This window comes from Mycobacterium sp. C31M (assembly GCF_053345865.1).
The window spans coordinates 1-24,036 of record NZ_JBKFAX010000021.1 but is presented as its reverse complement, the minus strand read 5'-3'; the positions used below and the strand labels follow the sequence as shown (position 1 = coordinate 24,036).

The following is a 24,036-nucleotide window of genomic DNA, read 5'->3' as shown; positions in this document are numbered from 1 at the left end:
GGTAGAGTGAGTGGCGATGACGTATGACTGTGGACCACGTATCCGTAGTACTCGGCGCGAGGTGGGGCTGTCCGCCCGCGAGGTGGCCGAACGGATGCGGCTCAGTCCGGCGACGATCAGTGCCATCGAGAACGGTAAGACGGCAGTCTCGGTGGCGCGGCTGGTGCGTTTCGCCGAAGTCTTCGATGTGCCCGTCGAGCAACTGTTGCCATCAGCGGCAACGCGAAACGATTGCGTTGCGTCGGCCGACCACCGTCCGGTGGGGGATTGGCGCAGCTTTCCGCCGCTGGACCTCGACCCTCCACTGGCCGCGGCGATCGATGCCTTCGTCGACACCGGCTACCACGGCAGTTCCATGCGCGATATCGCCAAGCGTGCGGGCCTGAGTGTTCCAGGCGTCTATCACTACTACGCCGATAAGCAGCGCCTGCTCGTTCGGGCCCTGGAAATCACCATGGACGAACTCCATCGACGGGTCGAAGCGGCCCGCGCTGAGGCGGCCGACGGCGCGAGCGAGGTCCAGCTCGTCGTCGAAGCACTCGCCCTATACCACACCCACCGACGGAAACTGGCCTTCATCGGGGCCAGCGAGATGCGCAGCCTGACTCCGGCCAACCGTTCCCGCATTGCCGAGTCGCGCAATGCTCTGCAGCGCACTGTCGACGAAGCGATCGACCGCGCGATCGCCGAGAATCAATGGGAAACGGTCGAACCCAGGGCTGCCGGTCGCGCGATCGCTACGATGTGCACGTCCTTGCCGCAATGGTTTCGCGAGACAGGCCCGGAAACCCCCGAACACATCGCGGCCACGTATTCCGGGCTTGCGATCGCGATGCTCCGCGGGTACGACGTTTAATCATTGAGCGCACCGGTAAGTCAGGTCGAAACTGTCCCCTGGTCGTGTAGCGGACCTGCATGCGCACCGGGTGCGGCACTCTTGGTCACGGTAACGGCCCTGCTGACACGTGCGGTGGCGCTGCGTTGGGTGATCGGCGTCCCGGCGAGCTGAGAGTTGACGCCGTCGGATCCGACAGGAATGTGAGACAAAGCCCGTGACATCACGTGAGACGAATCGAAGTCGTCGCAGGTCACCCACTCAGTCGTATGACAGTGGATTTGAGAATCTAGATCAAGCATGGCGAAACGCCTGATCGTCGGATGTGGTCACGTGTGGCCGCCGTCGGAGGTAAACGCCGAGTAAATCTGCCGCGAAACCCTTGTAGAAACGTCATGACGTTTGTACGTTATGTCCATGTCGTGGGATACCGATGATCTGGTGCCGGGCCCGGTACCGCTGTGGTTTCAGATCAGCGAGCGGTTACAGGCGTCCATGGACGCGGGCGAGTTCGGCGTCGGCGATGCGCTGCCCTCGGAGGCCGAGCTCGGGCGACGTTTCACGGTCAGCCGGACGACGGCCCGAACCGCGCTCGGCAATCTCGCCAAGCTCGGGCTGATCGAACAGAAGTCCGGGCGGGGGTCGATTGTGCTGCCCCGCAGGGTGGAACAACCGCTGAACCTGCTGTCGAGTTTCAACGAGGATATGCAGGCGCGTGGCCTCAAGCCCGGCTACCGGGACGTACAGGTCGACACAGTGAACGCCTCCGACGAAGTGGCCGCCGAACTGGGCCTCGACGATGCACAACCGGTGGTCCGTATCCGGCGTGTGCTGCTTGCCGACGATGCACCCATCGCGGTGAGCGAATCGTGGTTGTCCCCGAAAGTGCTGCACCCTGATGCCGAACTACCCGAGGCGCGTCACATCGCATCGTTGTACGTCTGGCTGGAGCGCGAGCGCGGCATGCGGGTGACCACGGGCAGGGAGGTCATCGAGGCCGGCGTGGCCGACGACGCGCTGGCCGACACGCTGGAAACCACTGGCGGGAGCGCGGTTCTGGTGGCGCGCCGAACAGCGTGTGATCACGAGGGGATCCCGCTGGAGTACGTGGTTCGGCATTACCGCGCCGACCGCTACCGCTACCGGATCGAGTTGAGCCGACCATGAGCGCGCCCTACGTGCTGTTCGTCGGCGACGCGGGATTGGACACCACGGTCCAGTTCTTTCGCCTGCCGGGACCCGACGAGAAGGTCGTCGCAGACGCACTGGCCGAAGGTCCCGGCGGCGTGGTCGCCAACGCGGCTGTTGCCGCAGCCCGCGCGAAGGCCCGGGTGCGGTTCTACACCAGCGTCGGCTACGACGCGGCCGGTCGCTCGTTACCTGAACAGCTGGCCGCCGAGGGAATAGAGATCCACGTCGACATCTCGTCGCAGCAGACGTGTCGAGCCATCATCCTGATCGACGGCGGGGGCGAGAAACGACTGTTCCTGTCCCCGGACGCGGCGATGTATCCGTCGGCGGAATCGGTCTCCGCGATAGACCTCGACGAGTCCGCGTGGGTGCACACCGCCGCCTACGACCATCAGGGCACCACACTGTTGTTGTCGCGGTGTAGGTCTCGCGGGGTGCCGGTCTCCATCGACCTGGAGCCGGCCACCATGCCGACGGGCTTCGCCGATGTCGAGGGGTGGCTCGGGGACTGCCACACGGTGTTCGTGAACGAGCGGGCTCGAGCGTTGATCGGGCCCGACGCCGTGGCCCGCATCTTGGCAACGGGTGCCGACGAGGTCGTCGAAACCCTTGGTGAACAGGGCATCCGCTTTCACACCCGAACTTCCACCATCGAGGTTGCGCCACCCGACCTGGATCGCCCGGTGGTCGATACCACCGGAGCCGGCGATGCGCTGGCCGGTTGGCACGCGGCACGGCGGGCAAGCGGCGACGGCGCAGTGGAGGCACTGAATGTTGCAGTTGCCGCGGCCAGTCTGTCGGTACGCAGGGCCGGTGGCATCACCAGCTATTCCACCAGTGAGGAAGTGCTCGGCGTGGCCGAGCAGATGATGAAGAACAAGTAAGGAAGATCAAGTGATTGCTCCACCCCAGGTTCACCCGCCCCGGCCCAGCGCCCTGGGAGAACTGTTCCCGAAGGCCAAGCCGATCATCGGTGTCGTACATCTGGGCGCGCTCCCCGGCGCCCCGCGCTATCAGGGTGAATCGGTTCGCGAGGTGTACCGTCGTGCGGTCGCCGACGCACGCTGCCTGGCCGAGGGCGGTATCGACGGGATCATGGTCGAGAACGCTTCCGACATGCCGTTCCTGCGCCCTGATGACATCGGACCCGAGACCGTGTCCGCGCTGACCGCAGCGTGTATGGAAATCACTGCCGCCGTGGATGTTCCGATCGGTATCACGTGTGTGGCCAACGGCGTGATTCCTGGCCTTGCGGTCGCCAAGGCCACCGGCGCCCGCTGGGTCCGCGCCAACCAGTGGGTCAACGCCTATGTGGCCAACGAGGGATTCCTCAACGGCCCTGCGCCGCAAGCGCTGCGGTACCGCAAGGCGATCGACGCCGAGGATGTCCGCATCCTGGCTGACGTGCATGTGAAGTTCGGCGCGCACGCGATCACCGCCGACCGGGATATCGCCGAGCAGGCCACCGACGCCGAGTGGTTCGACGCCGATGTGCTGATCGCCACCGGAACCCGCACGGGCTCGCCGACCCAGCCCGACGAGGTCAACCAGGTGCGCGCCGGGACCAATCTGCCGGTCATCGTCGGCTCCGGAATGGACCCCGATCAACTCGACACCCTGTTCGGCGTCGCTGACGGTGCGATCGTCGGCCAGTGGCTCAAAGTCGACGGACGCTGGTGGAATCCCGTGGACCCGGAGCGGGTGGAGCGCCTCGTCACGGCGGCCGAGAAGTTCAGGGCGACACTGTGAGTGCCGCGGATGAGGTGACCACCGAGGTCACCGTCGCCACCGATCTGTTCGCCCTCGGCGAGGGTGAACGGGCGGTCGTGTTCTTCACCGCCGCACGTCAGTCGACCGCAGCCACGCCGGATTCACTCGCGCAAGAACTCCGGGCGCTGCGCGCCGAAGGATGGCTGCTCTCGATCGATGCGATGTTCACCGGCAGCGACGAGATGTCGCTGTATGAATCCGGTTTCGCTCACGACGTCGATGTCGTCGGTGCCTTCGAGGCGCCCGACCTGGAGCAGGCGCACGCCGGAATCGTACGGCTCCAGCGTGCGGGCTGGGCGCGGTTGTTCCGTACTTCGTGGTTGGTAGGAAAGCGCGAGTTCGCTCCCGTGCCTTCCACACTTGGCCGCAATCCGGCTTCTCCGTGGGCATTCTTCGCGCTGTGGCAATGGAACGACGCCTGGCAGCAGGCCACCGGAGTCGAGCGCCTGGAATACGACAAGGAGTGCGATGTCGCCTTCGCCTCCGATGTCGGATCCGGTATCTCGATCGCCGGCAGGCATCGACTGGATCCTGCCAGTCGCTGGCATCACCTCGGCATGTGGGAAGTTCCCGATCTCGCGCTGCTGGACCACGCGATGGCCACTCATGAACGGGTCGCGGACTTCAAATTCACCACCTCACTGCACTACATCGGTCGCCGTCGCCCGATGGCCGACGTTTTGGGAGTCACACTGTGAACAACACCATCTGGATCCACTACGCACGTCCGCGCAGCAGTTGGTACGAACTACCCGAAGCGCAGCGTGAAGAGCTCGGACAAAAATGGGCCGGTGTCGATGCGGCCGCTGTTGAGTCGGGCGCCCAGTCGATGGGCAGCTATTTCATCCGCGGCCAGAGCGACTACTCCACCGTCGACGTGTGGTCGTTCCCCGGCTACGAAGCGGCGTATGCCCATTGGGCGGCGAAGGTCGCTGCCGGATACGCGGAATGGTTCGAGTTCTCCAACAACGTGGGCAACTCCGTTGCCACGGTAGCCGCCGAGAGCCCGGTGTCATGACCGCGCCGTTGTTGACCGCAGAGCACATCACCAAGTCGTACGGGTCGGTGACGGCTCTGGAGGACGCGAATCTGACGGTGCATGCCGGTGAAGTGTGCGCACTTGTGGGAGACAACGGCGCAGGAAAATCCACCTTGGTCAAGATTCTCTCCGGCGCCGAACGGCCAGACAGTGGCGAGATTCGACTCAACGGCGAGCGAGTGGAGATCAACTCGCCCGCCGACGCGCAACATTTGGGCATCGCCACGGTGTTCCAGGACCTGGCGCTGGCACCCGAACTCGCCGCCGCCGACAACCTGTTCCTGGGTCGGGAGATCCTGAAGCCGGGACTGCTCGGCGGACTCGGTCTGCTGGACCGCAAGACCATGCGAACCGAGGCCGTCGAGCAATTCGCCAAACTCGGTGTCACACTGCGGTCACCGACTGTTCCGGTGGCATCGCTGTCCGGAGGTCAACGCCAGTCGGTGGCCATTGCGCGGGCCGCGATGTGGGCCGACAACGTGATCTTCCTCGACGAGCCCACAGCCGCACTGGGTGTGGTGCAGACAGATCGGGTTCTACGTCTGGTCCGCCAGGTCGCCGATCAAGGGCTGGGAGTCGTACTGATCACCCACAACATGACCCATGTCGTCGATGTCGCCGACCGTGTCGAGGTTCTCCGGCTCGGGTCTTCGGTGGCCACCTTCGTTCGCGGCGAGGCCACCGTCGCCCGCCTGGTCACCGCGATGACGACCGGCACAGCAGATTCCGATCCCATGGAGCCCCAATGAGTTCAACAGATTCGGCACCCACCGCGGTGGTACCGACTTCGACAGATCAGTCCTTCGGCGAACGTCTGACGCAATGGCTCGGCGGTGGTTGGGTACTGCTGTTCCTGCTGGCCCTGGTTGCCTTCTTCACCATCAGCCAACCAGGTCGCTTCGCCACCGGGTACAACGTGTCCACCCTTGCCATCGACGCTGCGATCCTGCTCGTCCTGGCAGTCGGTCAGACCTACGTCATCATCACGGCCGGCATCGACCTGTCGGTGGGATCGGTTCTGGTTTTCGCCTCGGTTATCGGTACCAAGGTGATGCTGGCGCTATCGGATGCTGACGGTGCAACCTACGGCACCACCAATGCCGGGTGGGGTGTCATCGCCCTCGGCACGGTCGCGGCCGTACTCGCCGGATTGCTGTTCGGGGTGATCAACGGATTGCTGGTTTCGTACGCCCGCATCCCCGCACTGATCGTCACGCTGGGCACCATGGGAATCGCCCTGGGCGCGGCGCAGATCATCACCAACGGTCAGGATGTCCGCGCGGTACCGCAGCTGTTGGTCGATCAGGTCGGCAATGGGACCATCGCTGGTATCCCGGTACTGGTGGTGATCGCCGGGGTGGTCGCACTGATCGCCGGAATCATCCTGCACCGCACCAGGTTCGGCAGGTGGACCTTCGCGGTGGGATCGAGTTCGGAGGCGTCACGGCGCTCCGGAGTGCCGCTGCGCGCGCAGATCATCAAGGTGTACGCGATCTCCGGCGGCCTGGCCGGATTGGCGGCGGTCATGTCCGTCGCCCGGTTCTCCACCACCACCATCGGCGGACACACCGCGGACAACCTGGCCACCATCTCAGCGGTGGTCCTGGGCGGCACCAGCTTGTTCGGCGGCATCGGCTCGATTCTGGGCACCGTCATCGGGGTGTTCATCCCGATCGTCCTGCTCAACGGTTTCGTGATCACCGGCATCCCACCGTTCTGGCAGACGGTGGCCATGGGCACGGTATTGATCGTCGCCGTCTATGTCGATCAGCTCAAGCGTCGTAATCGAATCCTCTCCTAGCAAACCACTCCCAGCCAGTCAGTAAGGAAACCTCATGCAGAAGTCCGTGCTCACAACCATTTTCGTCTCGGGAACGATCGCCTGCTCGGTGGTCGGCTGTACCAGCGGCTCGTCACAGGGCGGCGGCGCACCTACTCCGGAAGGCAACAGCGTCGCCCTCGTGCTCGGCAGCAGTGGCAGCCCCTTTTATGAGGCGCTGTCCTGCGGGGCCGAAGCCAAAGCCGCCGAACTCGGACTCGATCTCGATGTCACCGCGGCGAGCACCTTCGCCGCTGATGCGCAGATTCCGGTCGTCAACGCGGTCGCCGCCAGCCGACCCGCTGCCGCCGCGGTGGTCCCCACCGACGCGCAGGCTCTGATTCCGCCACTGCAGCAGCTCACCCAGAGCGGCACCAAGCTGATCACCGTCGACCAGACCCTGGCCGACCCCTCCATCGCGGAAACACAAGTGATCACCGACAACATCGCCGGCGGCGCTCTGGCCGCCGACGAAGTAGGCCGGCTCACCAACGGCACCGGCAAGGTCCTCGTCATCACCCAGCCCCCGGGCTCCACCGCGCAGGACCAGCGCACCGAGGGCTTCGTCGACGCCCTGCCGAAGTTCCCGGGGCTGCAATTCCTCGGAGCGCAGTACCAGTCCAACGACCCGGCCAAGGCCGCCCAGATTGTCACGGCAACGCTGGCCGCACACCCCGATCTCGCCGCCATCTTCGTCACCAACGACCAGGGCGCCATCGGCGCCGTGACCGGCCTGCAGCAGGCCAACGCCATCGGACGCGTCAAGGTTGTTGCTTATGACGCCGCCACCGCCGAGGTCAACGCGTTGAAGAACGGCTCGATCCAAGCGCTCATCGCGCAGAACCCGACCAAACAAGGCGAGGTCGCCATGCAGACCCTGAAGTCGATCATCGACGGCGAACAGGTCGAGCCGACGGTGACGACAGAACTGGTCACTATCCGCGAGGGCGAGAACGACAAGGCCGACCAGTACGAGTACAAGGCGACCTGCTGACGGCACGCCGCGGAGCTCCGGGACTGGTGCAGCGGGGTTACGGCAGAGCCGGTGCTGTCACCGGAAGTGATCCGCCGACGTCGGTCGGGGAGTCTCGGTGGGCCGCTATCAGGCCCGTTGCAACCAGCGCCACCGCGGCGCCCAGCGACAGCACGGCGACTCCCGAGCCGCCCGCGGCGTAACTCACCCCCGCCAACATTGCCGCGACGATGCCGGTCAACAGCAAGGCTATGCACTTCATCACGGCGCGGAGTTACCCACGTGTCCTGCGTGCCAAACCACAGGTGCCGGGATCTTCGATCGTCGGACTCCAGGACACGACGACTGATTCCGTAGGGGCAATTGCCTGTGCGGATGGACGTGCATTGACAGGATGTCCCCATGAGACTGGCAGTCGGATACCTCGCCATCCCCGGCGGTGCAGATGCGGTGGCGCTCGGCGTTCGGTTGGCCCGCAGCCTGGACGCCGAACTGGACCTGTGCATCGTTCTACCGCAGGACCGCGGCATCCCCGCCGCGGTGCCGCAGGACACTCTGGCCGAGCAGGCACAGGCGTGGCTCGCCGACGGGTTGGCCCAGATCCCCGATGACGTGGTGGCGCACGGCCACGTCAGCTTCAGCGATTCGGTGGCCGACGGACTGATCAAGGAAGTGCACCGACTCGGTGCCGACGCCGTCGTGGTCGGCGGGTCGGGCGGTGGTCTGGTCGGCGGTTACTCGCTGGGCTCGGTGGTCAACGAACTTCTGTACTCCGCGCCGGTCCCGGTGGCCGTGGCACCCAAGGGAACCCGGCTCTCGGCTGTGCCACGGGTGCGTGAGGTCACCTGCGCCATCGGGCAGCGGGCCGGGGCCGACACATTGCTGGACGCGGCTCTGCAGGCCGCAGAGCGCGCCGACGTGCCGCTGCGGCTGGTGTCGCTGGTCGCGCTCGACCCGATGTACGGCTCGCTGCGCAGCGATGCCGACGCGGTCCGGGAACGCGCGCTAACCCATGCGCATCAGGTGCTCGACGAGGCGAAAGCCTATCTACCCGAAGGGTTTGCCGTGACCGCCACGGTGGTGGACGGGCCGACGGTGGAGGAGGCTGTCAGCAGATTGCCCTGGCACGACGGCGACCTGATCATGGTGGGGTCCAGCAGGCTGGCCGCGCCACGGCGGCTGTTCCTGGGCTCGACCGCGGCCAAGATGCTGCGGGTGCTGGATGTGCCGATGGTCGTGGTTCCGCGCAGCGAGGAGGAGGCACAATGACCGAGTCTGGAGTGGTTTCCAAGGGGTTGGCCGAAGGTAAGGTCGGCACGCTGTCCGGTGCCATGCTCGGCATCTCCTGTGTGGCACCCGGATACACACTGACCGCGAGCATCGGCGTCATCGTCGCCGCCGTCGGTCTGAAGATGCCGGCCATCTTCATCGCCGGGTTCATCCCGATGTTCCTCACCGCCTACGCCTACCGCGAACTGAACTCGCGCACCCCGGACTGCGGTGCGTCGTTCACCTGGTCCACCAAGGCCTTCGGGCCCTACGTCGGTTGGATGTGCGGCTGGGGCATGGTGGTGGCCTCGATCATTGTGCTGTCCAACCTGGCCGCCATCGCCGTCGAATTCTTCTACCTGCTGATCGCCCGCGTCTTCAATCAACCGGGCATCGCCGATCTGGCCGCCAATACACCGGTCAACATCGTCACGACCCTGGTGTTCATCGCGTCGGCCACCCTGATCGCCAGCCGCGGTATCACCACCAGCGAACGGGTGCAGTACATCCTGGTCGGATTCCAGCTGCTGGTGCTGGTGGCCTTCGCGGTCACCGCCTTCGTGCATGTGAGCCGTGGTGCCGCGCCGGCGGGGTTGAGCTTCGACCTGGACTGGTTCAACCCGTTCACCGGCCTGACCCTGGCGGTCTTCGCCGTCGGCCTCACCGGCTCGATCTTCGCCTTCTGGGGCTGGGACACCTGCCTGACCCTCGGCGAGGAGTCCAAGGATCCCACCAAGGTGCCGGGCCGCGCGGGATTGCTGTGTGTCACTTCGATTCTGGTCACCTATCTGCTGATCGCCGTGGCGGTGATGATGTACGCCGGGGTCGGCGAGGAAGGCCTGGGCCTCGGCAACCCGGAGAACTCGGAGAACGTGTTCGGTGCATTGGCCGACCCGGTGTTGGGGCCCTGGTTCGGTCCCTTCCTCTACCTGGCGGTCTTCGCCTCCTCGGTCGCGAGCCTGCAGACCACCTTCTTGCCCGCGGCCCGTGCCATGCTGGCGATGGGCGCGTACAAGGCATTCCCGGCGCGCTTCGCCGAGGTGCACCCGCGGTTCCTGACACCGGTCTACTCCACGGTGGTCGCCGGGGTGGTCACCGGAGGCTTCTACACCGTGGTGAAGCTGTTGTCCGACAACGCGCTCTGGGACACCATCGCCGCGCTGGGCATCATGATCTGCTGGTACTACGGCATCACCGCGTTCGCCTGCGTCTGGTTCTTCCGCCGCGAATTGTTCACCAGCGCTCACAACATCGTGTTCAAGTTCCTGTTCCCGCTACTGGGCGGGCTGATGCTCGCGACGGTGTTCGTCATCGCCATCGGCGAGAGCATGAACCCGGAGAACGGCAGCGGTGCGGCGATCGGCGGGATCGGGCTGGTGTTCTTCATCGGGTTCGGCATCCTGGCGTTCGGCGCGGTGCTGATGCTGGTGATGCGGGCGCGGCAACCCGACTTCTTCCGCGGTGAGACGCTGTTCCGGGATACGCCTGCGCTCAAGGAGTAGGGCCGTCATCGGTGACCAAATGCCCTGTCGGCGTTCCTGCCTGGACGCCCAGAATCGAGTCGTGACCGACGTCGAACCGACACTGGACGCGTTCGTGGCGCCCGGTGCAGTAGAGATCACCGAACGTATCTGGGTGGCGGCCGATGCGCACACGACCTATCTGGCCGTGGCGAACCTCGATCTGTTGACCGTCCGCACCCCGGTGCTGGTCGCGGCGATGTGGCTTCGCGGAGTACCGGCACGAGTCACCGGACGCCCGGTCGCGGTACCGCCGGCGTTGGTGATCGGTGCGGGTGTCGGACTGCCGGGTTGGACGATCCTGAGACATGCGCCACAGCGCGAGATCGTGATCGGGGCAGTGGGCAAGTTCTGGAAACCCGTCATCGAATGGAATCCGGTACCGGCCAGCGGGTTCCGTGAGTTCGACGAACCTGGCTGGGCGAAACTCGCGATCAGCTTCACCATCGCACCCACCGAGAGCGGCACGATGGTCGGCTACCGCTGCCGCACAGTGGGCACCGATCCCAGTGCAGAGCGTCGATTCCGCCGGTACTGGTGGCTGATCAAGCCGTTCGTGGGGCATATCATGCGGGCCACGCTGCGCACCGTCAAACACCACGCCGAGGGCTCACTCCGCGGTTGAGCACACGCCGACGCGCGATCCCTGTCGCGTCGGCTCAATCGTGCCGGAATGGGCGCTCTTCGGGTGCGATTACGACATCGGAATCTGACGGGATGCTGTTGGCTGGGAACCACCCTGAAACCTGCCTTGGAGGTCCCATGAAGATGCGTGCCGCGAGGATGTACGGATTGAACGAACCACTGCGTCTGGAGGAGGTCGATGTTCCCGACCCCGGCCCGGGCGACGTGCTCGTCAAGGTTGGGGCAACGGGAATGTGCCGCAGCGATGTCCAGCTCATCGAGGGTTACTTCACCGGGGGGGTGGCGCTGGCAGAGCCCATCATTCCCGGCCATGAGGTTGCCGGGTGGATCGCCGGTGTCGGCCCGGGAGTGCCCGCCACCTCGGGTTTGTCCGACGGGGATCTGGTCGTCGTCAACCCGAATTGGGGTGACGGGACGTGCAGGCAGTGTCGGGAGGGTAACGAGCAGATCTGCGCGAACGGGAAGATGGCCGGATTCGGCCCGCCCGGGGGCTTCGCGGAATACATGCCGGTGCCGTACCGCCATGTCATCAAAGTGCCGGCCGGGATCGACCCGAAACCCGAGACGCTCGCCCCGCTGACCGATGCGGGTCTCACCCCGTACCGCGGTATGAAGAAGCTCGTGCAGGCCGGCAAGACCGGGGCCGGCCGGACCATCGTCGTCAACGGGATCGGCGGTCTGGGCAGTTACGGCGTTCAGTATGCGCGCCTGCTGTCCGGTGGAGCGACCGTGGTCGCGTTCGCACGTAGCGACGAAAAGCTCACTCTGGCCATAGCGAACGGCGCACACCACGGGGTCAACACCCGAGGTAAGTCGGCCGCGCTGGTGCAGGACGAGTTGGAGGAGTTGACCGGCCGGCGCGATGTCGACGGGTGGCTGGATTGCATCGCAGCCGAGGAGTCGTTGGCGCTCGGCGCGACGATCCTGGCGAAAGAGGGCGTGATGTCCTCCGTCGGCCTGATGGGAAACCAGATCGTGCTTCCACTTCTGTCGTTCACCAATGGTGAGAAGACATTCCACGGGTCGTTCTGGGGGAACTACGACGATCTCGCCGAGGTCCTCGATCTTGCGACACAGGGGTTCATCAAGCACACAGTCACGACGGTCGCCCTCGACGACGTCAACGACATGCTGGAGGCGTTGGGGCGCGGCGACATCGTGGGCCGCGCGGTCATCACCTTTCCGTAATCGCCGCTGCGGATCAGGCTCCCGGCGTCCCGTCCGAGTTCTCCAGGTCCGGCAGGAACACCACCCGGCGCTGATTGCCGCCGTGGGCGCGCGCGTCGGCCACCGCCTTGTCGGCCGCGGCGAGCAGCGTCTCGGACAGTTCGTCGGGCGGCATCGCGGCCAGCGGGGTCAACGGGGTGACGACGGCGGCGATGCTGACCTTCAATTCGGGCGCGGTGGACGACATCCCGGAACTGATCCGTTCGCACAGTGGGTCCGGGTCCGGGGTGTTGAAGATGTCGACGAGCAGGAAATCGGATTCGGGCAGGTGGGCGATCGCGACATCGCGGCGCGCCTGATCGCGCAGCATCTGAGCCACCAGTACGCGTAGTTCGCGGGCCCGGCCGGTGCCGACGACATCGGCGACGTTGCCGAAGCTGTCCAGGCTCACCTGGGTGACCACCAGATAGCGGTCATCGCCGCGGCCGCGGGCGGCGACACTGACCGCCAGCGCGTCCAGGAAACCGTCGCGGCTGAGCAGGCCGGTGGTGGGCTCGATATCGCCGGTGAACAGGTCGGCGTCGACCAGGCCGATCAAGGCGCGCACCACGAACGTCACGAAGATGATGATCAGGCTGTTGGTCATGCTGAGGCCCAGTGCCACCGCCGGAGTGCTCGCGCCCAGTCGGATGCCGGTGACCACGATGACGGCGAGTGCGGCCACCAGCACCAGTCCGATGAGTCGCCAACCGTGGAAGATTGCGGTGTAGGCCGCCACCGCGGTGAAGACCGCGGCGCCCATCAGGCCCAGCAACGGTTCGGGCAGGATCAGGCAGGTGCCCACCGCCAATCCCGTCCCCAGCACGACACAGATCTCCGATTGACGTTTTGTCGGCCACATGCCACGGGCCCAGAACAGCGCCCCCAGAACGATGCTGCACAGGCTGATGATTGCTGCGGCGATGCGAAGGTGCCAGTGTTCGGGGCCGGTGCTGCCGAACATGACCAGTGCCGGTGCGAGACCGCCGACCATCATCCAGATCGAGATGAACCGGGTTACCGTTTTGCGGGCGCCGCGGGCGTCCAATCTGGAGGTCATCCAGTAGTAGTGGTCGGGGTGGCGTGGGTCCTGCCAGCTTGATGTGGTCATCGAAGACCGGTGCGGTGGCGCGGCATGTCAGTAAGCGTAAGCGGTGTTCAATACGTCAAGTCCATCGAACTGATGTTCGATATACTGGTTCCATGGGTTGGCATAACGGACCGCCGAGCTGGTCGGAGATGGAGCGGGTCCTGAACGGCCGACCGCGGGGTAAGCCCCGGCGCTCGGGTCTGCCGTTGGAACCGCCCGGCGACGGGGGCGACAGCCCGGCCTGGTCGCGCAAGCGGGGTGCTTACCGGGCCGTCGCCGAACGCGGTCGATCGTCGGTGCGGTACGCCGAACTACACACGCACTCGGCCTACAGCTTCCTCGACGGTGCCAGCACCCCGGAGGAGATGGTGGAGGAGGCCGCCCGGCTGGACCTGCGGGCCATCGCGCTGACCGATCATGACGGTCTCTACGGGGTGGTGCGGTTCGCCGAGGCGGCCCGCGAGCTCGATATGTCGACTGTGTTCGGTGCCGAACTGTCCCTGGGTAACGTGCCCCGCACCGAACTGCCCGACCCGCCGGGGCCGCATCTGCTGGTGCTGGCCCGCGGGCCCGAGGGCTACCGGCGGCTTTCCCGCGAACTGGGCACCGCCCATCTGGCCGGTGGTGAGAAGGGGAAACCCCGCTACGATTTCGACGCCCTGACCGAGGCGGCCGGCGGGCACTGGCACATCCTCACCGGCTGCCGCAAAGGCCATGTTCGACAGGCGCTTGCGAATGGCGGCCCAGACGCCGCCGAACACGCGCTGGCCGATCTGGTCGACCGCTTCGGCACCGACCGGGTCAGCGTCGAGCTGACCCATCATGGTCACCCCCGCGACGATGAGTACAACGCTGTGCTGGCCGGGCTGGCACCGCGGTTCGGAGTGAGCGTGATCGCCACCACCGGTGCGCATTTCGCCGCGCCCGAGCGCGGCCGGCTGGCCATGGCGATGGCCGCCATCCGGGCCCGCAACTCGATGGATGATGCCGCCGGGTGGCTGGCCCCGCTGGGTGGGGCGCACCTGCGGTCGGGGGAGGAGATGGCCCGCCTCTTCGGTGACCGGATCGTCACCGCGGCAGCTGATCTCGGTGAGCAGTGTGCATTCGGGCTGGCGTTGATCGCACCCAAATTACCGCCGTTCGACGTCCCGCCCGGACACACCGAATCGAGCTGGCTGCGGCAGTTGGTGGCCGAGGGGGCCCGGGATCGGTACGGACCGCCGGCGCGGGCACCCAAGGCTTATCAGCAGATCGAACACGAACTGGCCATCATCGAAAAGCTGGATTTCCCTGGCTATTTCCTGGTGGTCCACGACATCACACGGTTCTGCCGGGAGCACGACATCCTGTGCCAGGGCCGGGGATCGGCGGCCAACTCGGCGGTCTGTTATGCGCTCAAGGTCACCAATGTCGACCCGATCGCCAACGAGTTGTTGTTCGAGCGGTTCCTGTCCCCGGCGCGCGACGGCCCACCCGATATCGACATCGACATCGAATCGGACCTGCGCGCGAACGTCATCCAGTACGTCTACGAGAAATACGGCCGCGACTATGCCGCCCAGGTCGCCAATGTCATCACCTACCGGGGGCGCAGTTCGATCCGGGACATGGCGCGTGCGCTGGGCTTCTCGCAGGGCCAGCAGGACGCCTGGAGCAAGCAGATCAGCCGGTGGAACGGGCTGGCCGACTCACCCGATGTGGAGGACATTCCCGAGCAGGTGGTCGACCTGGCCACCCAGATATCGAATCTGCCCCGGCACATGGGCATCCACTCCGGCGGCATGGTGATCTGCGACCGTCCGATCGCCGATGTCTGCCCGGTGGAATGGGCCCGCATGGAGAACCGCAGTGTCCTGCAATGGGACAAGGATGACTGTGCGGCAATCGGTCTGGTGAAGTTCGACCTACTCGGGCTGGGCATGCTCTCGGCGCTGCACTACGCCATCGACCTGGCCCGTGAGCACAAGGGCCTCGAAGTGGATCTGGCCCGGCTGGACCTGTCCGAGGCGGCCGTCTACGAGATGCTGCAGCGGGCCGATTCGGTCGGAGTGTTCCAGGTCGAGTCCCGGGCGCAGATGGCCACCCTGCCCCGGCTGAAACCGCGGATGTTCTACGACCTGGTGGTCGAGGTCGCCCTGATCCGGCCGGGTCCCATCCAGGGCGGTTCGGTGCACCCCTACATCAAGCGGCGCAACGGTGAGGAGGAGGTCGTCTACGACCATCCGTCGATGAAGCCGGCGCTGGAGAAGACCCTGGGGGTGCCGCTGTTCCAGGAACAGCTGATGCAACTGGCGGTGGACTGTGCCGGGTTCAGCGGGGCCGAGGCCGATCAACTGCGCCGGGCAATGGGCTCGAAACGGTCCACCGAGAAGATGCGCCGGCTACGCGGCCGCTTCTTCGACGGGATGCGCGAACGGCACGGCATCACCGGCCCGGTGGCCGAGAAGATCTACGAGAAGCTGGAGGCCTTCGCCAATTTCGGTTTCCCGGAAAGCCATTCGCTGAGCTTCGCCTCGCTGGTGTTCTACTCGTCCTGGTTCAAACTGCACCACCCCGCGGTGTTCTGCGCGGCGCTGCTGCGCGCCCAGCCGATGGGTTTCTACTCGCCGCAGTCGCTGGTGGCCGATGCCCGCAGGCACGGGGTTGCCGTGCACGGCCCCGACGTCAATGTCAGCCTGGCCCATGCCAACTGTGAGAACGACGGTCTGGACGTCCGGATGGGGCTGGGCAGCATCCGGCACATCGGTGACGACCTCGCCCAGCGGATCGTCGACGACCGGGTGGCCGGTGGTTCTTTCGCCGACCTGCTCGATCTGACTGCCCGAGTGCAGCTTTCGGTTCCGCAGACCGAGGCGCTGGCGACTGCGGGGGCGCTGGGCTGTTTCGGGATCACCCGCCGTGAGGCGCTGTGGGCGGCGGGGGCGGCCGCCGCCGAACGGCCGGACCGGCTACCGGGGGTGGGCTCGTCATCGCATGTCCCGGCACTGCCGGGGATGACGGATCTGGAGTTGGCCGCCGCCGACGTGTGGGCCACCGGCGTCTCCCCGGACAGCTACCCGACGCAGTTCCTGCGCGCGGATCTCGACGCCATGGGGGTGGTGCCGGCGGATCAACTTCTTGCGGTGCCCGACGGCACCCGGGTCCTGGTGGCCGGCGCGGTGACCCACCGGCAACGCCCCGCCACGGCGCAGGGGGTGACGTTCATGAACCTGGAAGACGAGACGGGCATGGTGAACGTGATGTGCTCACGTGGGGTGTGGGCGCGACACCGCAAGCTGGCGCAGACGGCGTCGGCGATGGTCATCCGGGGCATCGTGCAGAACGCGACCGGCGCGGTGACGGTGGCCGCGGACAGGATGAGCCCCATCGACCTCCGGGTGCGGTCGCGCTCTCGCGACTTCCAGTGACTAACCCTCGGTCGGCGTCGTCCACACCTTATCGATGCTGATCTTCAGTCGCAGGTTGTAGTTGCCCATGGCATCGGTCAGCCCGAACTGGTCCGAGGCCGCCTGGTACTTCGCCCAGTACGGGGCGTCCTCGCGAGGGTCGGCGCCCTCGGTGTCCACCCGCGCCGGGCCGCCGACCACGATGATGCCGCCGCCGTGCCCGTCGGAGTCCAGATTCAGACTCACCTGCGGATGGTTGCGGATGTGACGCACCTTGGCCGCACCCGGCTCGGTGTAGATCACGATGTCGGTGCCGTCGAAGAAGAACCACACCAGCTTCGGCACAGGTTGCCCCGATTTGGCGACGGTGGTCAACCAGGCGTACTCGCCGGAATTCAGACGGTCGATGACTTCCGATGTCAGCTCTGCGCTCATGGCTGCGAATGTAGTCTCGCGGTATGACACTGAACCTGACCGCGGATGAAGTTCTGACCACCACGCGCTCGGTGCGCAAGCGGCTCGACTTCGACAAGCCGGTACCGCGGGAGGTGCTGCTGGAGTGTCTTGATATCGCGCTGCAGGCGCCGACGGGCTCCAATGCCCAAGGCTGGCAATGGGTTTTCGTCGAAGACCCGGCCAAGAAGAAGGCGCTGGCCGATATTTACCGCACCAACGCCAACCCCTACCTGGATCTGCCCAAGCCCGAGCGCGGCGATATCCGCGACGAGCAGATCGTCCGGGTGACCGACTCGGCGAAGTACCTCAACGAGAACTTCGAGAAGGCCCCGGTGCTGCTGATCCCGTGCTTGGAGGGCCGCCCCGACGGCGCACCGGCCGGGATGAGCGCGTCGTACTGGGGCTCACTGTTGCCCGCGGTGTGGAGCTTCATGCTGGCCCTGCGGGCGCGGGGACTGGGTTCGGCGTGGACGACGCTGCACCTGCTCGGCGACGGGGAGAAGCAGGCCGCCGAGGTGCTGGGCATCCCGTTCGACCAGTACTCCCAGGCCGGGTTGTTCCCGATCGCGTACACCAAGGGCACCGATTTCAAGAAGGCCGGCCGGTTGCCCGCCGAGCAGTTCGCCCACTGGGACACCTGGTAACCGGTCACACGGCGCCGGTGAAACCCTGCTGGCGCCACGCCTCGTAGGCCGCGACCGCTGCGGCATTGGAAAGATTCAGCGATCGTCGGCCGGCCAGCATGGGGATGCGCACCTGCGCGGTGACATGCGGGTCGGCCAAGGTTGCCGGATCCAGCCCGGTGGGCTCGGGCCCGAACATCAGCACGTCACCGGGCTGATAGGCGACCTCGGCGAACGAACTCTGCGCGTGTGCGGTGAACGCGAACACCCGTGCCGGGCCGATCGCCGCCCACGCCGCATCCAGATCGGTGTGCACCGTCACCGACGCCAAGTCGTGGTAGTCCAGGCCGGCCCGGCGCAGCTTGGGCTCGGACAGGTCGAAGCCGAGCGGTTCGACGAGGTGCAGTTCGCAGCCGGTCGCGGCGACCATACGGATCGCATTGCCGGTGTTGGGGGCGATACGAGGAGAGTGGAACAGGACATGAAACACCCCGACATCTTGCCCCGGGATAATGGCGGCATGGTCGAACAGAGCCTGTGGATGCAGAAGGTGGACGCCGATCCCGGGCATTCGCAGTGGTACATCGACCGGTTCCGGGCGATGGCGCAGGCCGGCAAGGACCTCGACGGCGAGGCCCGGTTCATCGATGCCATGGCGCGCCGCGCGTCCCGCATCCTCGATGCCGGCTGCGGACCGGGCCGCGTCGGCGGATACCTGGCCACCCGCGGGCACGACGTCGTCGGCGTCGACGTCGACCCCGCGCTGATCGCGGCGGCACAACAGGATCACCCCGGGCCGCGCTGGCTGGTCGGCGATCTCGCCGAACTCGATCTGCCCGCCCGCGGTATCGCCGATCCGTTCGACCTGATCGTCTCCGCGGGCAACGTCATGACCTTCCTCGCCCCGAGCACCCGAGCCAGGGTGCTGGCCCGGCTGCGCGACCACCTGCACACCGACGGCCGTGCCGTGATCGGGTTCGGAGCGGGCCGCGATTACCCGTTTGCCAGTTTCCTCGAGGATGTGACCACCGCCGGGTTGGTCCCGGACCTGCTGCTGTCGACCTGGGATGTCCGCCCGTTCGCCGAGGATGCCGAGTTCCTGGTGGCGATCCTGCGCGCCAGCTGATTTCGAACCGCCGGCTCGTGACAAGAAAAGTTTGCGCAACGTAACGGTCACGAACAGATCCGCGCCGTGGAAACCGCTGTATTGACTGTCATACTCGACAGATTGCCAAGCAGCAGGAAGCCTATGAACGCGCCATCAATGAGCGTCCATGATCAAATATCAAGCACCCCAGTGCAAACCGCGAAGCGTCCGGCACGCTTCGCGCTGAGCAACTGGCCCGTCGGCGCGAAAGTGTTCGCCATCGCGCTGGTTCCGTTGCTGCTTGCTGCCACCTTCGGTGGACTGCGCATCTACTCCGGTTTCACCGAGGCCGCCGACCTGCGCCGTGCCGCCGACCGCGCCGACCTGGTGCCCGCCATCGTGAACTACATGGCCGCACTGGAGAACACGATGCTGGCCGGCGCGGATGCGCTGACCGACTTCGACACCAGCCGGCAGAACCTGCAACAACGACTCGATGCCACCGACGTGGTGCCGGACGTCAACGCCGGTGTCACCGCGCTGCTCGACGCCGGGCAGGGCCTGGTCGATCTGGTGGCGGCGAACTCGATCAGCCTGCGCGACCGGGTCACCTCCTACGCGCCGATCCTGCTGACCGCCGAGGACGCCATCAACGGGTCGGTGCGCGTCGACGATGCCCAGATCCGCGCGGAAACCCTGGGCCTGTCCCGGGCCATCGGCGCGCGCGGACAGATGATGATGCAACAGCTGCTGGTGAACCTGGGTGCAGAGGTGCCCGAGCCCGAGCTACGCACCTCGATGAGCACCGTCGCCGGCACCGAGCCGTCCACGCTGTTCGGGATGAGCCAGATCCTCGGCGTCGGCTCGACCGAGGCACAGGAACTGCAGGACCAGTTCGTCCGCCGGATGGCGATCATGTCCGACCCGGCCGCCGTGCTGGTCAACAATCCGCAACTGTCCGAATCCATCGCGGCCACCGACGAGATCGCCGACCGGGTCATCGAGCAGACCACGGCCTCGGTCACCGCGGCGGTGGACGAGCAGGCGTCTGCGCAGCGCAGCACCGCCATCCGCGACGCCGTCGTCGTGGTGGTCGCGCTGCTGCTGGCGCTGCTGGCGATCGCGCTGGTGGCCCGCAGCCTGGTCCGTCCGCTGCGCCGACTGCGCGACAGCGCGCTCAAGGTGGCGCACACCGACCTGGCTCACGAGCTCGACCAGGTGCGCGGCGGCGGCGATCCAGGCCCGGTGACCCCGATCCCGGTGCACACCACCGAGGAGATCGGTCAGGTCGCCCACGCCGTCGATGAACTGCACGAGCAGGCCGTCCTGCTCGCCGGTGAACAGGCTCGATTGCAGCTGCAGGTCAGCGACATGTTCGAGACGCTGTCGCGGCGCAGCAGGTCGCTGGTGGACCAGCAGCTCACCCTGATCGACCAACTTGAGCGTGACGAGCAGGATCCGCAGCGCCTCGACAGCCTGTTCCGGCTCGACCATCTGGCGGCCCGGATGCGTCGCAACGGCGCCAATCTGCTGGTGCTGGCCGGCACCAACACCACCCGCGAGCATGCCGATCCGGTGCCCGTCGCGGCCGTCGTCAACGCTGCGGCCTCCGAGGTTGAGGACTACACCCGGATCGTCACGGCGACATTGCCGGACTGCGAGGTCGCCGGCTCGGTGGCCGCCGACCTGGTGCACGTGTTGGCTGAGTTGATGGACAACGCGCTGCGCTACTCGCCGCCGTCGACCGGCGTGCGGATCTCCGGGGTGCGCACCGAGGACGGCGCGCTGGTGCTGGAGGTCGGGGACAACGGTCTCGGCATGGCCGAGCCCGATCTGCGTGTGGCCAACACCCGGCTGTCCTCGGGCGGCGAGGTCAATCCGTACACCGCCCGGCACATGGGTCTGTTCGTCGTCGGCCGGTTGGCCGCCCAGCATGGCCTGGTCGTGCGGCTGCGCGCGACCGTGCCCGGCGAACCCAATTCGGGCACCACCGCCGGGGTCTACGTCCCGGCCGATCTGGTGGTCGGCGCCGTCGTCGGCCCGCGTTTCACTGACCTGGCCCCGGCCGTCGAACCGCAAGTGCTCCAGCCGCCGGTGCCGGCCCCTCCGTTGTTTCAGGCGTCGGATTCAGCTCTGCCGCAACGTGATCCCGGTTCCAGTGGTTTCGAGCCGGCATCGCGCACCGAGCCGCTGCCGGTGGTGGCGCCCGCACGGGTCGACGCCTCGGCGTTCTTCGCACCCCGTCCGCAGACACCGGCGATCCCCGACGAATCCGATGACGACGCGATCTACCAGAAGATGCTCTCGGAATGGCTGGTCGACCCGACCGACCTGGGCGCCAGTGCCGATCTGGACTGGAAGTCGGTGTGGGACAACGGGTGGTCGGCCGCGGCGTCGGCCGAGAGCACCCCGGTCACCGAGCACACGCCCGAGGGGCTGCCGGTCCGCCAACCCGGTGCGCGGCTGGTGCCGGGGGCAGGCGATGCACCGGAGGGGGAGACCTCGGTAGCATCGGAGCCCTCCGACCCGCCCACCGGACCACTGCCGAATCCGGCCGCCGTCCGCGCCAGCCTCAGCAGTCACTTCGGTGGGGTACATGCCGGTCGGTCGCATGCCCGCGACACCGAAGGAGAGCAGTGACGACCCGGGAGTCCCTCGACTGGCTGGTGGCCAAGTTCGCCCGCGAGGTCGACGGGGTGTCGCATGCCGTGCTGGTCTCGGCCGACGGTCTGCTGATGGCGGCCAGTGAGCACATGCCGAAAGAGCGGGCCGATCAGCTGGCCGCGGTCACCTCGGGCCTGGCCAGTTTGTCCACCGGAGCGGCACAGTTGTTCCAGGGTGGGCACGTCATGCAGTCCGTCGTGGAGATGGAGCACGGATTCCTGCTGCTGATGCGGGTCGGTGACGGATCCAACATCGCCGCGCTGGCGACCCGGTCCAGCGATATCGGCCAGATCGGCTACGAGATGGCCATTCTGGTCGAGCGGGTCGGCAACGTCGTGCAGTCGGCGCGGCGCACCCGCCAGCCGTCGTGAGCTAGGCATGGATCCGCCCGACGCCTGGGAGGTCGAGCCCGTCGACGTGCCCAGTCTGGTGCGGCCCTACATGTTGACCGCCGGCCGCACGGCGACCTCGGTGGACCTGCCACTGGAGGCGCAGATTCAGACACTGGCGCCCGGTCCGTGGCCGGGTAGCGATGTCCGGTCCCGGATACTGGTGCTCGGTGGTGACGGTCCCTCGGTCGCCGAGATCGCGGCACTGTTATCGCTACCACTCGGTGTGGCGCGTGTGCTGATCGGCGATCTTGTCGCCGCGGGGTACCTTCGGGTGCACGCCACCTTGGGCGACACCGCCTCGACCGACGAACGACGCGACCTGATCGGAAGGACACTGCGTGGCCTACGGGCACTTTGACCGGCCTCCGGCCTCGGGGGGCTACTCCGAGCGGACCAGCTCCACCAAGATCGTCATCTCCGGCGGCTTCGGCTCCGGTAAGACGACCTTCGTCGGCGCCGTGTCGGAGATCATGCCGCTGCGCACCGAGGCACTGGTCACCACTGCGTCGGCCGGCGTGGATGGGCTCGAGGCCACCCCGGACAAGAACACGACGACGGTGGCGATGGATTTCGGCCGGATCACCCTTGCCGATGATCTGGTGCTCTATCTGTTCGGTACGCCCGGACAGCGCCGGTTCTGGTTCATGTGGGACGACCTGATCCGCGGTGCCATCGGGGCGGTGATCCTGGTCGACATCCGGCGGTTGCAGGACAGCTTTGCCGCTGTGGACTTCTTTGAGGCGCGTGGTCTGCCGTTCATCATCGCCATCAATGAGTTCGCCGGTGCACCAAGGCATCCCGTTGATGCGGTACGGCAGGCGCTGGCGCTGGCGCCGCATATCCCGATCGTCACCGTTGATGCCCGGGACCGGCAGTCGGTGAAGTCGGCGCTGATCGCGGTCGCCGAGTATGCGCTGGCGTCCGTCTGATGGACGACCCTGTCTGGGTGGACCGAGAGTTCACCGGCCACGACTTCCGTGACGAGGACCTCAGCCGGCTGCGAACTGAACGAGTGGTGTTCGACGCGTGCGACTTCAGCGGTGTCGACCTCACCGAATCCGAGCATCTGGGATCGGCATTCCGTAACTGCACCTTCCGGCGGGCCTCATTGCTGCACAGCACATTCCGCCAGTGCAGCCTGCTGGGATCGATGTTCACCGAGACGCGGCTGCGTCCGGTGCGGTTCATCGAGGTGGACCTGTCGCTGAGTGTGCTCGGTGGGTGCGACCTGCGCACCCTGGACCTGTCGGACTGTCGACTGCGCGAGGCCAACCTGGTCGGTGCGGACCTGCGCAAGACGGTGCTGCAGCGGGCCGACCTCAGTGGCGCGCGGGTGCAGAACGCCAAGTTCGACGAGGCCGACCTGCGTGGCGCGCGCGTCGACCCGACCTTCTGGACGACGGCGAAACTGCGTGGGGCGAAGGTGAACATCGAGCAGGGGCTGGCGTATGCCGCCTCGCACGGATTGGATGTCCACGGGGAGTAGCCGGCACTAGATCTCGGTGTCCGGGCCTTTAAGCCGAAGTCCGAATTTTTCACCTGGGCAGCGACTTTCGAGCGACTCGAGTTTCTTTGGCCCCGTTGGTCTCTGGTGTCACATGTCGACCTGTTTTGTCGGTGGCCGCACGTACGTTGAGGTCATGAAGTCGGATGCGGTGGCGAGTCGGGAAGCGGTGCAGCATGCGCTGGCCGATCGCGCTGCATCCGTGAAAGCGTTGTTGGATGCCGATTTCACGTGTTTCGATACCGCGGAGTTGTTGGCGATCCAGTCCGATCGCGAGGAACGTGCCCGCGCCGATGCCGCGGTTGATCACCGGATCCTGGCGACGTTGATGGATCGGGCCACCGCCCATGAGATCGGCGGCAAAACCTGGGCCGATGTGCTCTCGACGCGGATGCGGCTGTCCGAGGCTGAGGCGGGGCGGCGGGTCAAGGCCGCCAAGGAGTTGGGGCCGCGCCACGCCCTGGGCGGTCAGGTGTTGGCGCCGTTGTTGCCGGGGTGTGCGGCGGCGTTGGCCGATGCCACGATCACCGACGGGCACATCACGGTGATCCGTGACGCGCTGCGCCA

The 24,036-nt window shown here is 66.4% G+C and carries 26 protein-coding genes; 22 read left to right on the top strand and 4 right to left on the bottom strand.

Translation table 11 applies throughout. The annotated features are described in order from the left end of the window. The first annotated feature begins 16 nt into the window (after window positions 1-16). From ACLBYA_RS26450 to ACLBYA_RS26410, 9 genes are all read left to right on the top strand, one after another. The gene (locus ACLBYA_RS26450) at window positions 17-856 is read left to right on the top strand and encodes a helix-turn-helix domain-containing protein (RefSeq protein ID WP_447712439.1); all 840 of its coding nucleotides are present in this window, start codon (window positions 17-19) and stop codon (window positions 854-856) included. Between the two features lie 396 nt (window positions 857-1,252). Further along, on the top strand, window positions 1,253-2,002 hold the full coding sequence (locus ACLBYA_RS26445) for a GntR family transcriptional regulator (RefSeq protein ID WP_447712438.1): 750 nt from the start codon (window positions 1,253-1,255) through the stop codon (window positions 2,000-2,002). Beyond that, window positions 1,999-2,910: a carbohydrate kinase family protein gene (locus tag ACLBYA_RS26440; RefSeq protein WP_447712437.1), complete on the top strand. Its 912-nt coding sequence runs from the start codon at window positions 1,999-2,001 to the stop codon at window positions 2,908-2,910. Before ACLBYA_RS26445 ends, ACLBYA_RS26440 begins: the two co-directional genes overlap by 4 nt. A 10-nt stretch (window positions 2,911-2,920) precedes the next feature. After that, complete coding sequence (locus tag ACLBYA_RS26435) at window positions 2,921-3,775, top strand: BtpA/SgcQ family protein (protein WP_447712436.1); 855 nt, start codon at window positions 2,921-2,923, stop codon at window positions 3,773-3,775. Then, a complete protein-coding gene (locus ACLBYA_RS26430) occupies window positions 3,772-4,494 on the top strand; it encodes a hypothetical protein (protein ID WP_447712435.1) in 723 nt (240 codons plus the stop codon). The genes ACLBYA_RS26435 and ACLBYA_RS26430 overlap by 4 nt, the downstream gene beginning before the upstream one ends. Beyond that, window positions 4,491-4,814 (top strand): hypothetical protein, encoded by a 324-nt coding sequence (locus ACLBYA_RS26425; RefSeq protein ID WP_447712434.1) that lies wholly within the window; start codon window positions 4,491-4,493, stop codon window positions 4,812-4,814. Before ACLBYA_RS26430 ends, ACLBYA_RS26425 begins: the two co-directional genes overlap by 4 nt. Then, the gene (locus ACLBYA_RS26420) at window positions 4,811-5,584 is read left to right on the top strand and encodes an ATP-binding cassette domain-containing protein (protein ID WP_447712433.1); all 774 of its coding nucleotides are present in this window, start codon (window positions 4,811-4,813) and stop codon (window positions 5,582-5,584) included. Before ACLBYA_RS26425 ends, ACLBYA_RS26420 begins: the two co-directional genes overlap by 4 nt. Then, a complete protein-coding gene (locus tag ACLBYA_RS26415) occupies window positions 5,581-6,636 on the top strand; it encodes an ABC transporter permease (protein ID WP_447712432.1) in 1,056 nt (351 codons plus the stop codon). The genes ACLBYA_RS26420 and ACLBYA_RS26415 overlap by 4 nt, the downstream gene beginning before the upstream one ends. Before the next feature lie 46 nt (window positions 6,637-6,682). Beyond that, on the top strand, window positions 6,683-7,648 hold the full coding sequence (locus tag ACLBYA_RS26410; protein ID WP_447712431.1) for an ABC transporter substrate-binding protein: 966 nt from the start codon (window positions 6,683-6,685) through the stop codon (window positions 7,646-7,648). Window positions 7,649-7,685: 37 nt separating this feature from the next. Here ACLBYA_RS26410 and ACLBYA_RS26405 read toward each other — a convergent pair whose 3' ends face one another. Next, on the bottom strand, window positions 7,686-7,868 hold the full coding sequence (locus tag ACLBYA_RS26405) for a hypothetical protein (protein WP_447712430.1): 183 nt from the start codon (window positions 7,866-7,868) through the stop codon (window positions 7,686-7,688). 161 nt (window positions 7,869-8,029) lie between these two features. Here ACLBYA_RS26405 and ACLBYA_RS26400 point away from each other — a divergent pair, with 161 nt between their 5' ends. The 4 genes from ACLBYA_RS26400 to ACLBYA_RS26385 all read left to right on the top strand — a co-directional run bounded on the left by ACLBYA_RS26400 (window position 8,030) and on the right by ACLBYA_RS26385 (window position 12,249). Next, on the top strand, window positions 8,030-8,896 hold the full coding sequence (locus ACLBYA_RS26400; RefSeq protein ID WP_447712429.1) for a universal stress protein: 867 nt from the start codon (window positions 8,030-8,032) through the stop codon (window positions 8,894-8,896). Next, window positions 8,893-10,398: an APC family permease gene (locus ACLBYA_RS26395; RefSeq protein ID WP_447712428.1), complete on the top strand. Its 1,506-nt coding sequence runs from the start codon at window positions 8,893-8,895 to the stop codon at window positions 10,396-10,398. The genes ACLBYA_RS26400 and ACLBYA_RS26395 overlap by 4 nt, the downstream gene beginning before the upstream one ends. A 61-nt stretch (window positions 10,399-10,459) precedes the next feature. Continuing rightward, window positions 10,460-11,041, top strand: coding sequence for a hypothetical protein (locus ACLBYA_RS26390; RefSeq protein WP_447712427.1), 582 nt, complete (start codon window positions 10,460-10,462; stop codon window positions 11,039-11,041). 137 nt (window positions 11,042-11,178) lie between these two features. After that, window positions 11,179-12,249 (top strand): NAD(P)-dependent alcohol dehydrogenase, encoded by a 1,071-nt coding sequence (locus ACLBYA_RS26385; protein ID WP_447712426.1) that lies wholly within the window; start codon window positions 11,179-11,181, stop codon window positions 12,247-12,249. Between the two features lie 13 nt (window positions 12,250-12,262). Here ACLBYA_RS26385 and ACLBYA_RS26380 read toward each other — a convergent pair whose 3' ends face one another. After that, complete coding sequence (locus ACLBYA_RS26380; RefSeq protein ID WP_447712425.1) at window positions 12,263-13,378, bottom strand: diguanylate cyclase domain-containing protein; 1,116 nt, start codon at window positions 13,376-13,378, stop codon at window positions 12,263-12,265. A 92-nt stretch (window positions 13,379-13,470) separates the two neighbouring features. Here ACLBYA_RS26380 and ACLBYA_RS26375 point away from each other — a divergent pair, with 92 nt between their 5' ends. Continuing rightward, window positions 13,471-16,764: an error-prone DNA polymerase gene (locus ACLBYA_RS26375; protein WP_447712424.1), complete on the top strand. Its 3,294-nt coding sequence runs from the start codon at window positions 13,471-13,473 to the stop codon at window positions 16,762-16,764. On the opposite strand, the gene ACLBYA_RS26370 is transcribed toward ACLBYA_RS26375, so the two are convergent. Next, a complete protein-coding gene (locus ACLBYA_RS26370; RefSeq protein WP_447712423.1) occupies window positions 16,765-17,178 on the bottom strand; it encodes a TIGR03667 family PPOX class F420-dependent oxidoreductase in 414 nt (137 codons plus the stop codon). It lies immediately after the preceding gene. Window positions 17,179-17,201: 23 nt separating this feature from the next. On the opposite strand from ACLBYA_RS26370, the gene ACLBYA_RS26365 reads away from it, so the two are divergent. Further along, entirely contained in the window at window positions 17,202-17,843 is a 642-nt protein-coding gene (locus tag ACLBYA_RS26365; protein ID WP_447712422.1) for a nitroreductase family protein, read from the top strand. A gap of 4 nt (window positions 17,844-17,847) precedes the next feature. Here ACLBYA_RS26365 and ACLBYA_RS26360 read toward each other — a convergent pair whose 3' ends face one another. Further along, complete coding sequence (locus tag ACLBYA_RS26360; RefSeq protein WP_447712421.1) at window positions 17,848-18,312, bottom strand: tRNA (cytidine(34)-2'-O)-methyltransferase; 465 nt, start codon at window positions 18,310-18,312, stop codon at window positions 17,848-17,850. Window positions 18,313-18,342: 30 nt separating this feature from the next. On the opposite strand from ACLBYA_RS26360, the gene ACLBYA_RS26355 reads away from it, so the two are divergent. From ACLBYA_RS26355 to ACLBYA_RS26325, 7 genes are all read left to right on the top strand, one after another. After that, window positions 18,343-18,948, top strand: coding sequence for a class I SAM-dependent methyltransferase (locus tag ACLBYA_RS26355; RefSeq protein ID WP_447712420.1), 606 nt, complete (start codon window positions 18,343-18,345; stop codon window positions 18,946-18,948). Between the two features lie 138 nt (window positions 18,949-19,086). After that, window positions 19,087-21,549, top strand: coding sequence for an ATP-binding protein (locus tag ACLBYA_RS26350; RefSeq protein ID WP_447712419.1), 2,463 nt, complete (start codon window positions 19,087-19,089; stop codon window positions 21,547-21,549). After that, window positions 21,546-21,944: a roadblock/LC7 domain-containing protein gene (locus ACLBYA_RS26345; protein WP_447712418.1), complete on the top strand. Its 399-nt coding sequence runs from the start codon at window positions 21,546-21,548 to the stop codon at window positions 21,942-21,944. Before ACLBYA_RS26350 ends, ACLBYA_RS26345 begins: the two co-directional genes overlap by 4 nt. Window positions 21,945-21,951: 7 nt before the next feature. After that, a complete protein-coding gene (locus ACLBYA_RS26340; protein ID WP_447712417.1) occupies window positions 21,952-22,323 on the top strand; it encodes a DUF742 domain-containing protein in 372 nt (123 codons plus the stop codon). Beyond that, the gene (locus ACLBYA_RS26335) at window positions 22,304-22,894 is read left to right on the top strand and encodes a GTP-binding protein (RefSeq protein WP_447712416.1); all 591 of its coding nucleotides are present in this window, start codon (window positions 22,304-22,306) and stop codon (window positions 22,892-22,894) included. Before ACLBYA_RS26340 ends, ACLBYA_RS26335 begins: the two co-directional genes overlap by 20 nt. Then, window positions 22,894-23,451 carry a pentapeptide repeat-containing protein gene (locus ACLBYA_RS26330; protein ID WP_447712415.1) on the top strand — a complete coding sequence of 186 codons (558 nt, stop codon included), beginning with the start codon at window positions 22,894-22,896 and terminating at the stop codon, window positions 23,449-23,451. The genes ACLBYA_RS26335 and ACLBYA_RS26330 overlap by 1 nt, the downstream gene beginning before the upstream one ends. A gap of 154 nt (window positions 23,452-23,605) precedes the next feature. Beyond that, the coding region (locus tag ACLBYA_RS26325; RefSeq protein ID WP_447712414.1) for a DUF222 domain-containing protein at window positions 23,606-24,036 on the top strand (431 nt) is incomplete at its 3' end.

Bases quoted from the DNA above. Each gene is read 5' to 3' on its own strand.
- ACLBYA_RS26415 (WP_447712432.1), top strand. From the start codon at position 5,581: ATGAGTTCAACAGATTCGGCACCCACCGCGGTGGTACCGACTTCGACA.
- ACLBYA_RS26450 (WP_447712439.1), top strand. From the start codon at position 17: ATGACGTATGACTGTGGACCACGTATCCGTAGTACTCGGCGCGAGGTG.
- ACLBYA_RS26400 (WP_447712429.1), top strand. From the start codon at position 8,030: ATGAGACTGGCAGTCGGATACCTCGCCATCCCCGGCGGTGCAGATGCG.
- ACLBYA_RS26350 (WP_447712419.1), top strand. From the start codon at position 19,087: ATGAGCGTCCATGATCAAATATCAAGCACCCCAGTGCAAACCGCGAAG.
- ACLBYA_RS26440 (WP_447712437.1), top strand. From the start codon at position 1,999: ATGAGCGCGCCCTACGTGCTGTTCGTCGGCGACGCGGGATTGGACACC.
- ACLBYA_RS26380 (WP_447712425.1), bottom strand. From the start codon at position 13,378: ATGACCACATCAAGCTGGCAGGACCCACGCCACCCCGACCACTACTAC.
- ACLBYA_RS26330 (WP_447712415.1), top strand. From the start codon at position 22,894: ATGGACGACCCTGTCTGGGTGGACCGAGAGTTCACCGGCCACGACTTC.
- ACLBYA_RS26355 (WP_447712420.1), top strand. From the start codon at position 18,343: ATGGTCGAACAGAGCCTGTGGATGCAGAAGGTGGACGCCGATCCCGGG.
- ACLBYA_RS26365 (WP_447712422.1), top strand. From the start codon at position 17,202: ATGACACTGAACCTGACCGCGGATGAAGTTCTGACCACCACGCGCTCG.
- ACLBYA_RS26420 (WP_447712433.1), top strand. From the start codon at position 4,811: ATGACCGCGCCGTTGTTGACCGCAGAGCACATCACCAAGTCGTACGGG.
- ACLBYA_RS26385 (WP_447712426.1), top strand. From the start codon at position 11,179: ATGAAGATGCGTGCCGCGAGGATGTACGGATTGAACGAACCACTGCGT.
- ACLBYA_RS26370 (WP_447712423.1), bottom strand. From the start codon at position 17,178: ATGAGCGCAGAGCTGACATCGGAAGTCATCGACCGTCTGAATTCCGGC.
- ACLBYA_RS26445 (WP_447712438.1), top strand. From the start codon at position 1,253: ATGTCGTGGGATACCGATGATCTGGTGCCGGGCCCGGTACCGCTGTGG.
- ACLBYA_RS26375 (WP_447712424.1), top strand. From the start codon at position 13,471: ATGGGTTGGCATAACGGACCGCCGAGCTGGTCGGAGATGGAGCGGGTC.
- ACLBYA_RS26395 (WP_447712428.1), top strand. From the start codon at position 8,893: ATGACCGAGTCTGGAGTGGTTTCCAAGGGGTTGGCCGAAGGTAAGGTC.
- ACLBYA_RS26340 (WP_447712417.1), top strand. From the start codon at position 21,952: ATGGATCCGCCCGACGCCTGGGAGGTCGAGCCCGTCGACGTGCCCAGT.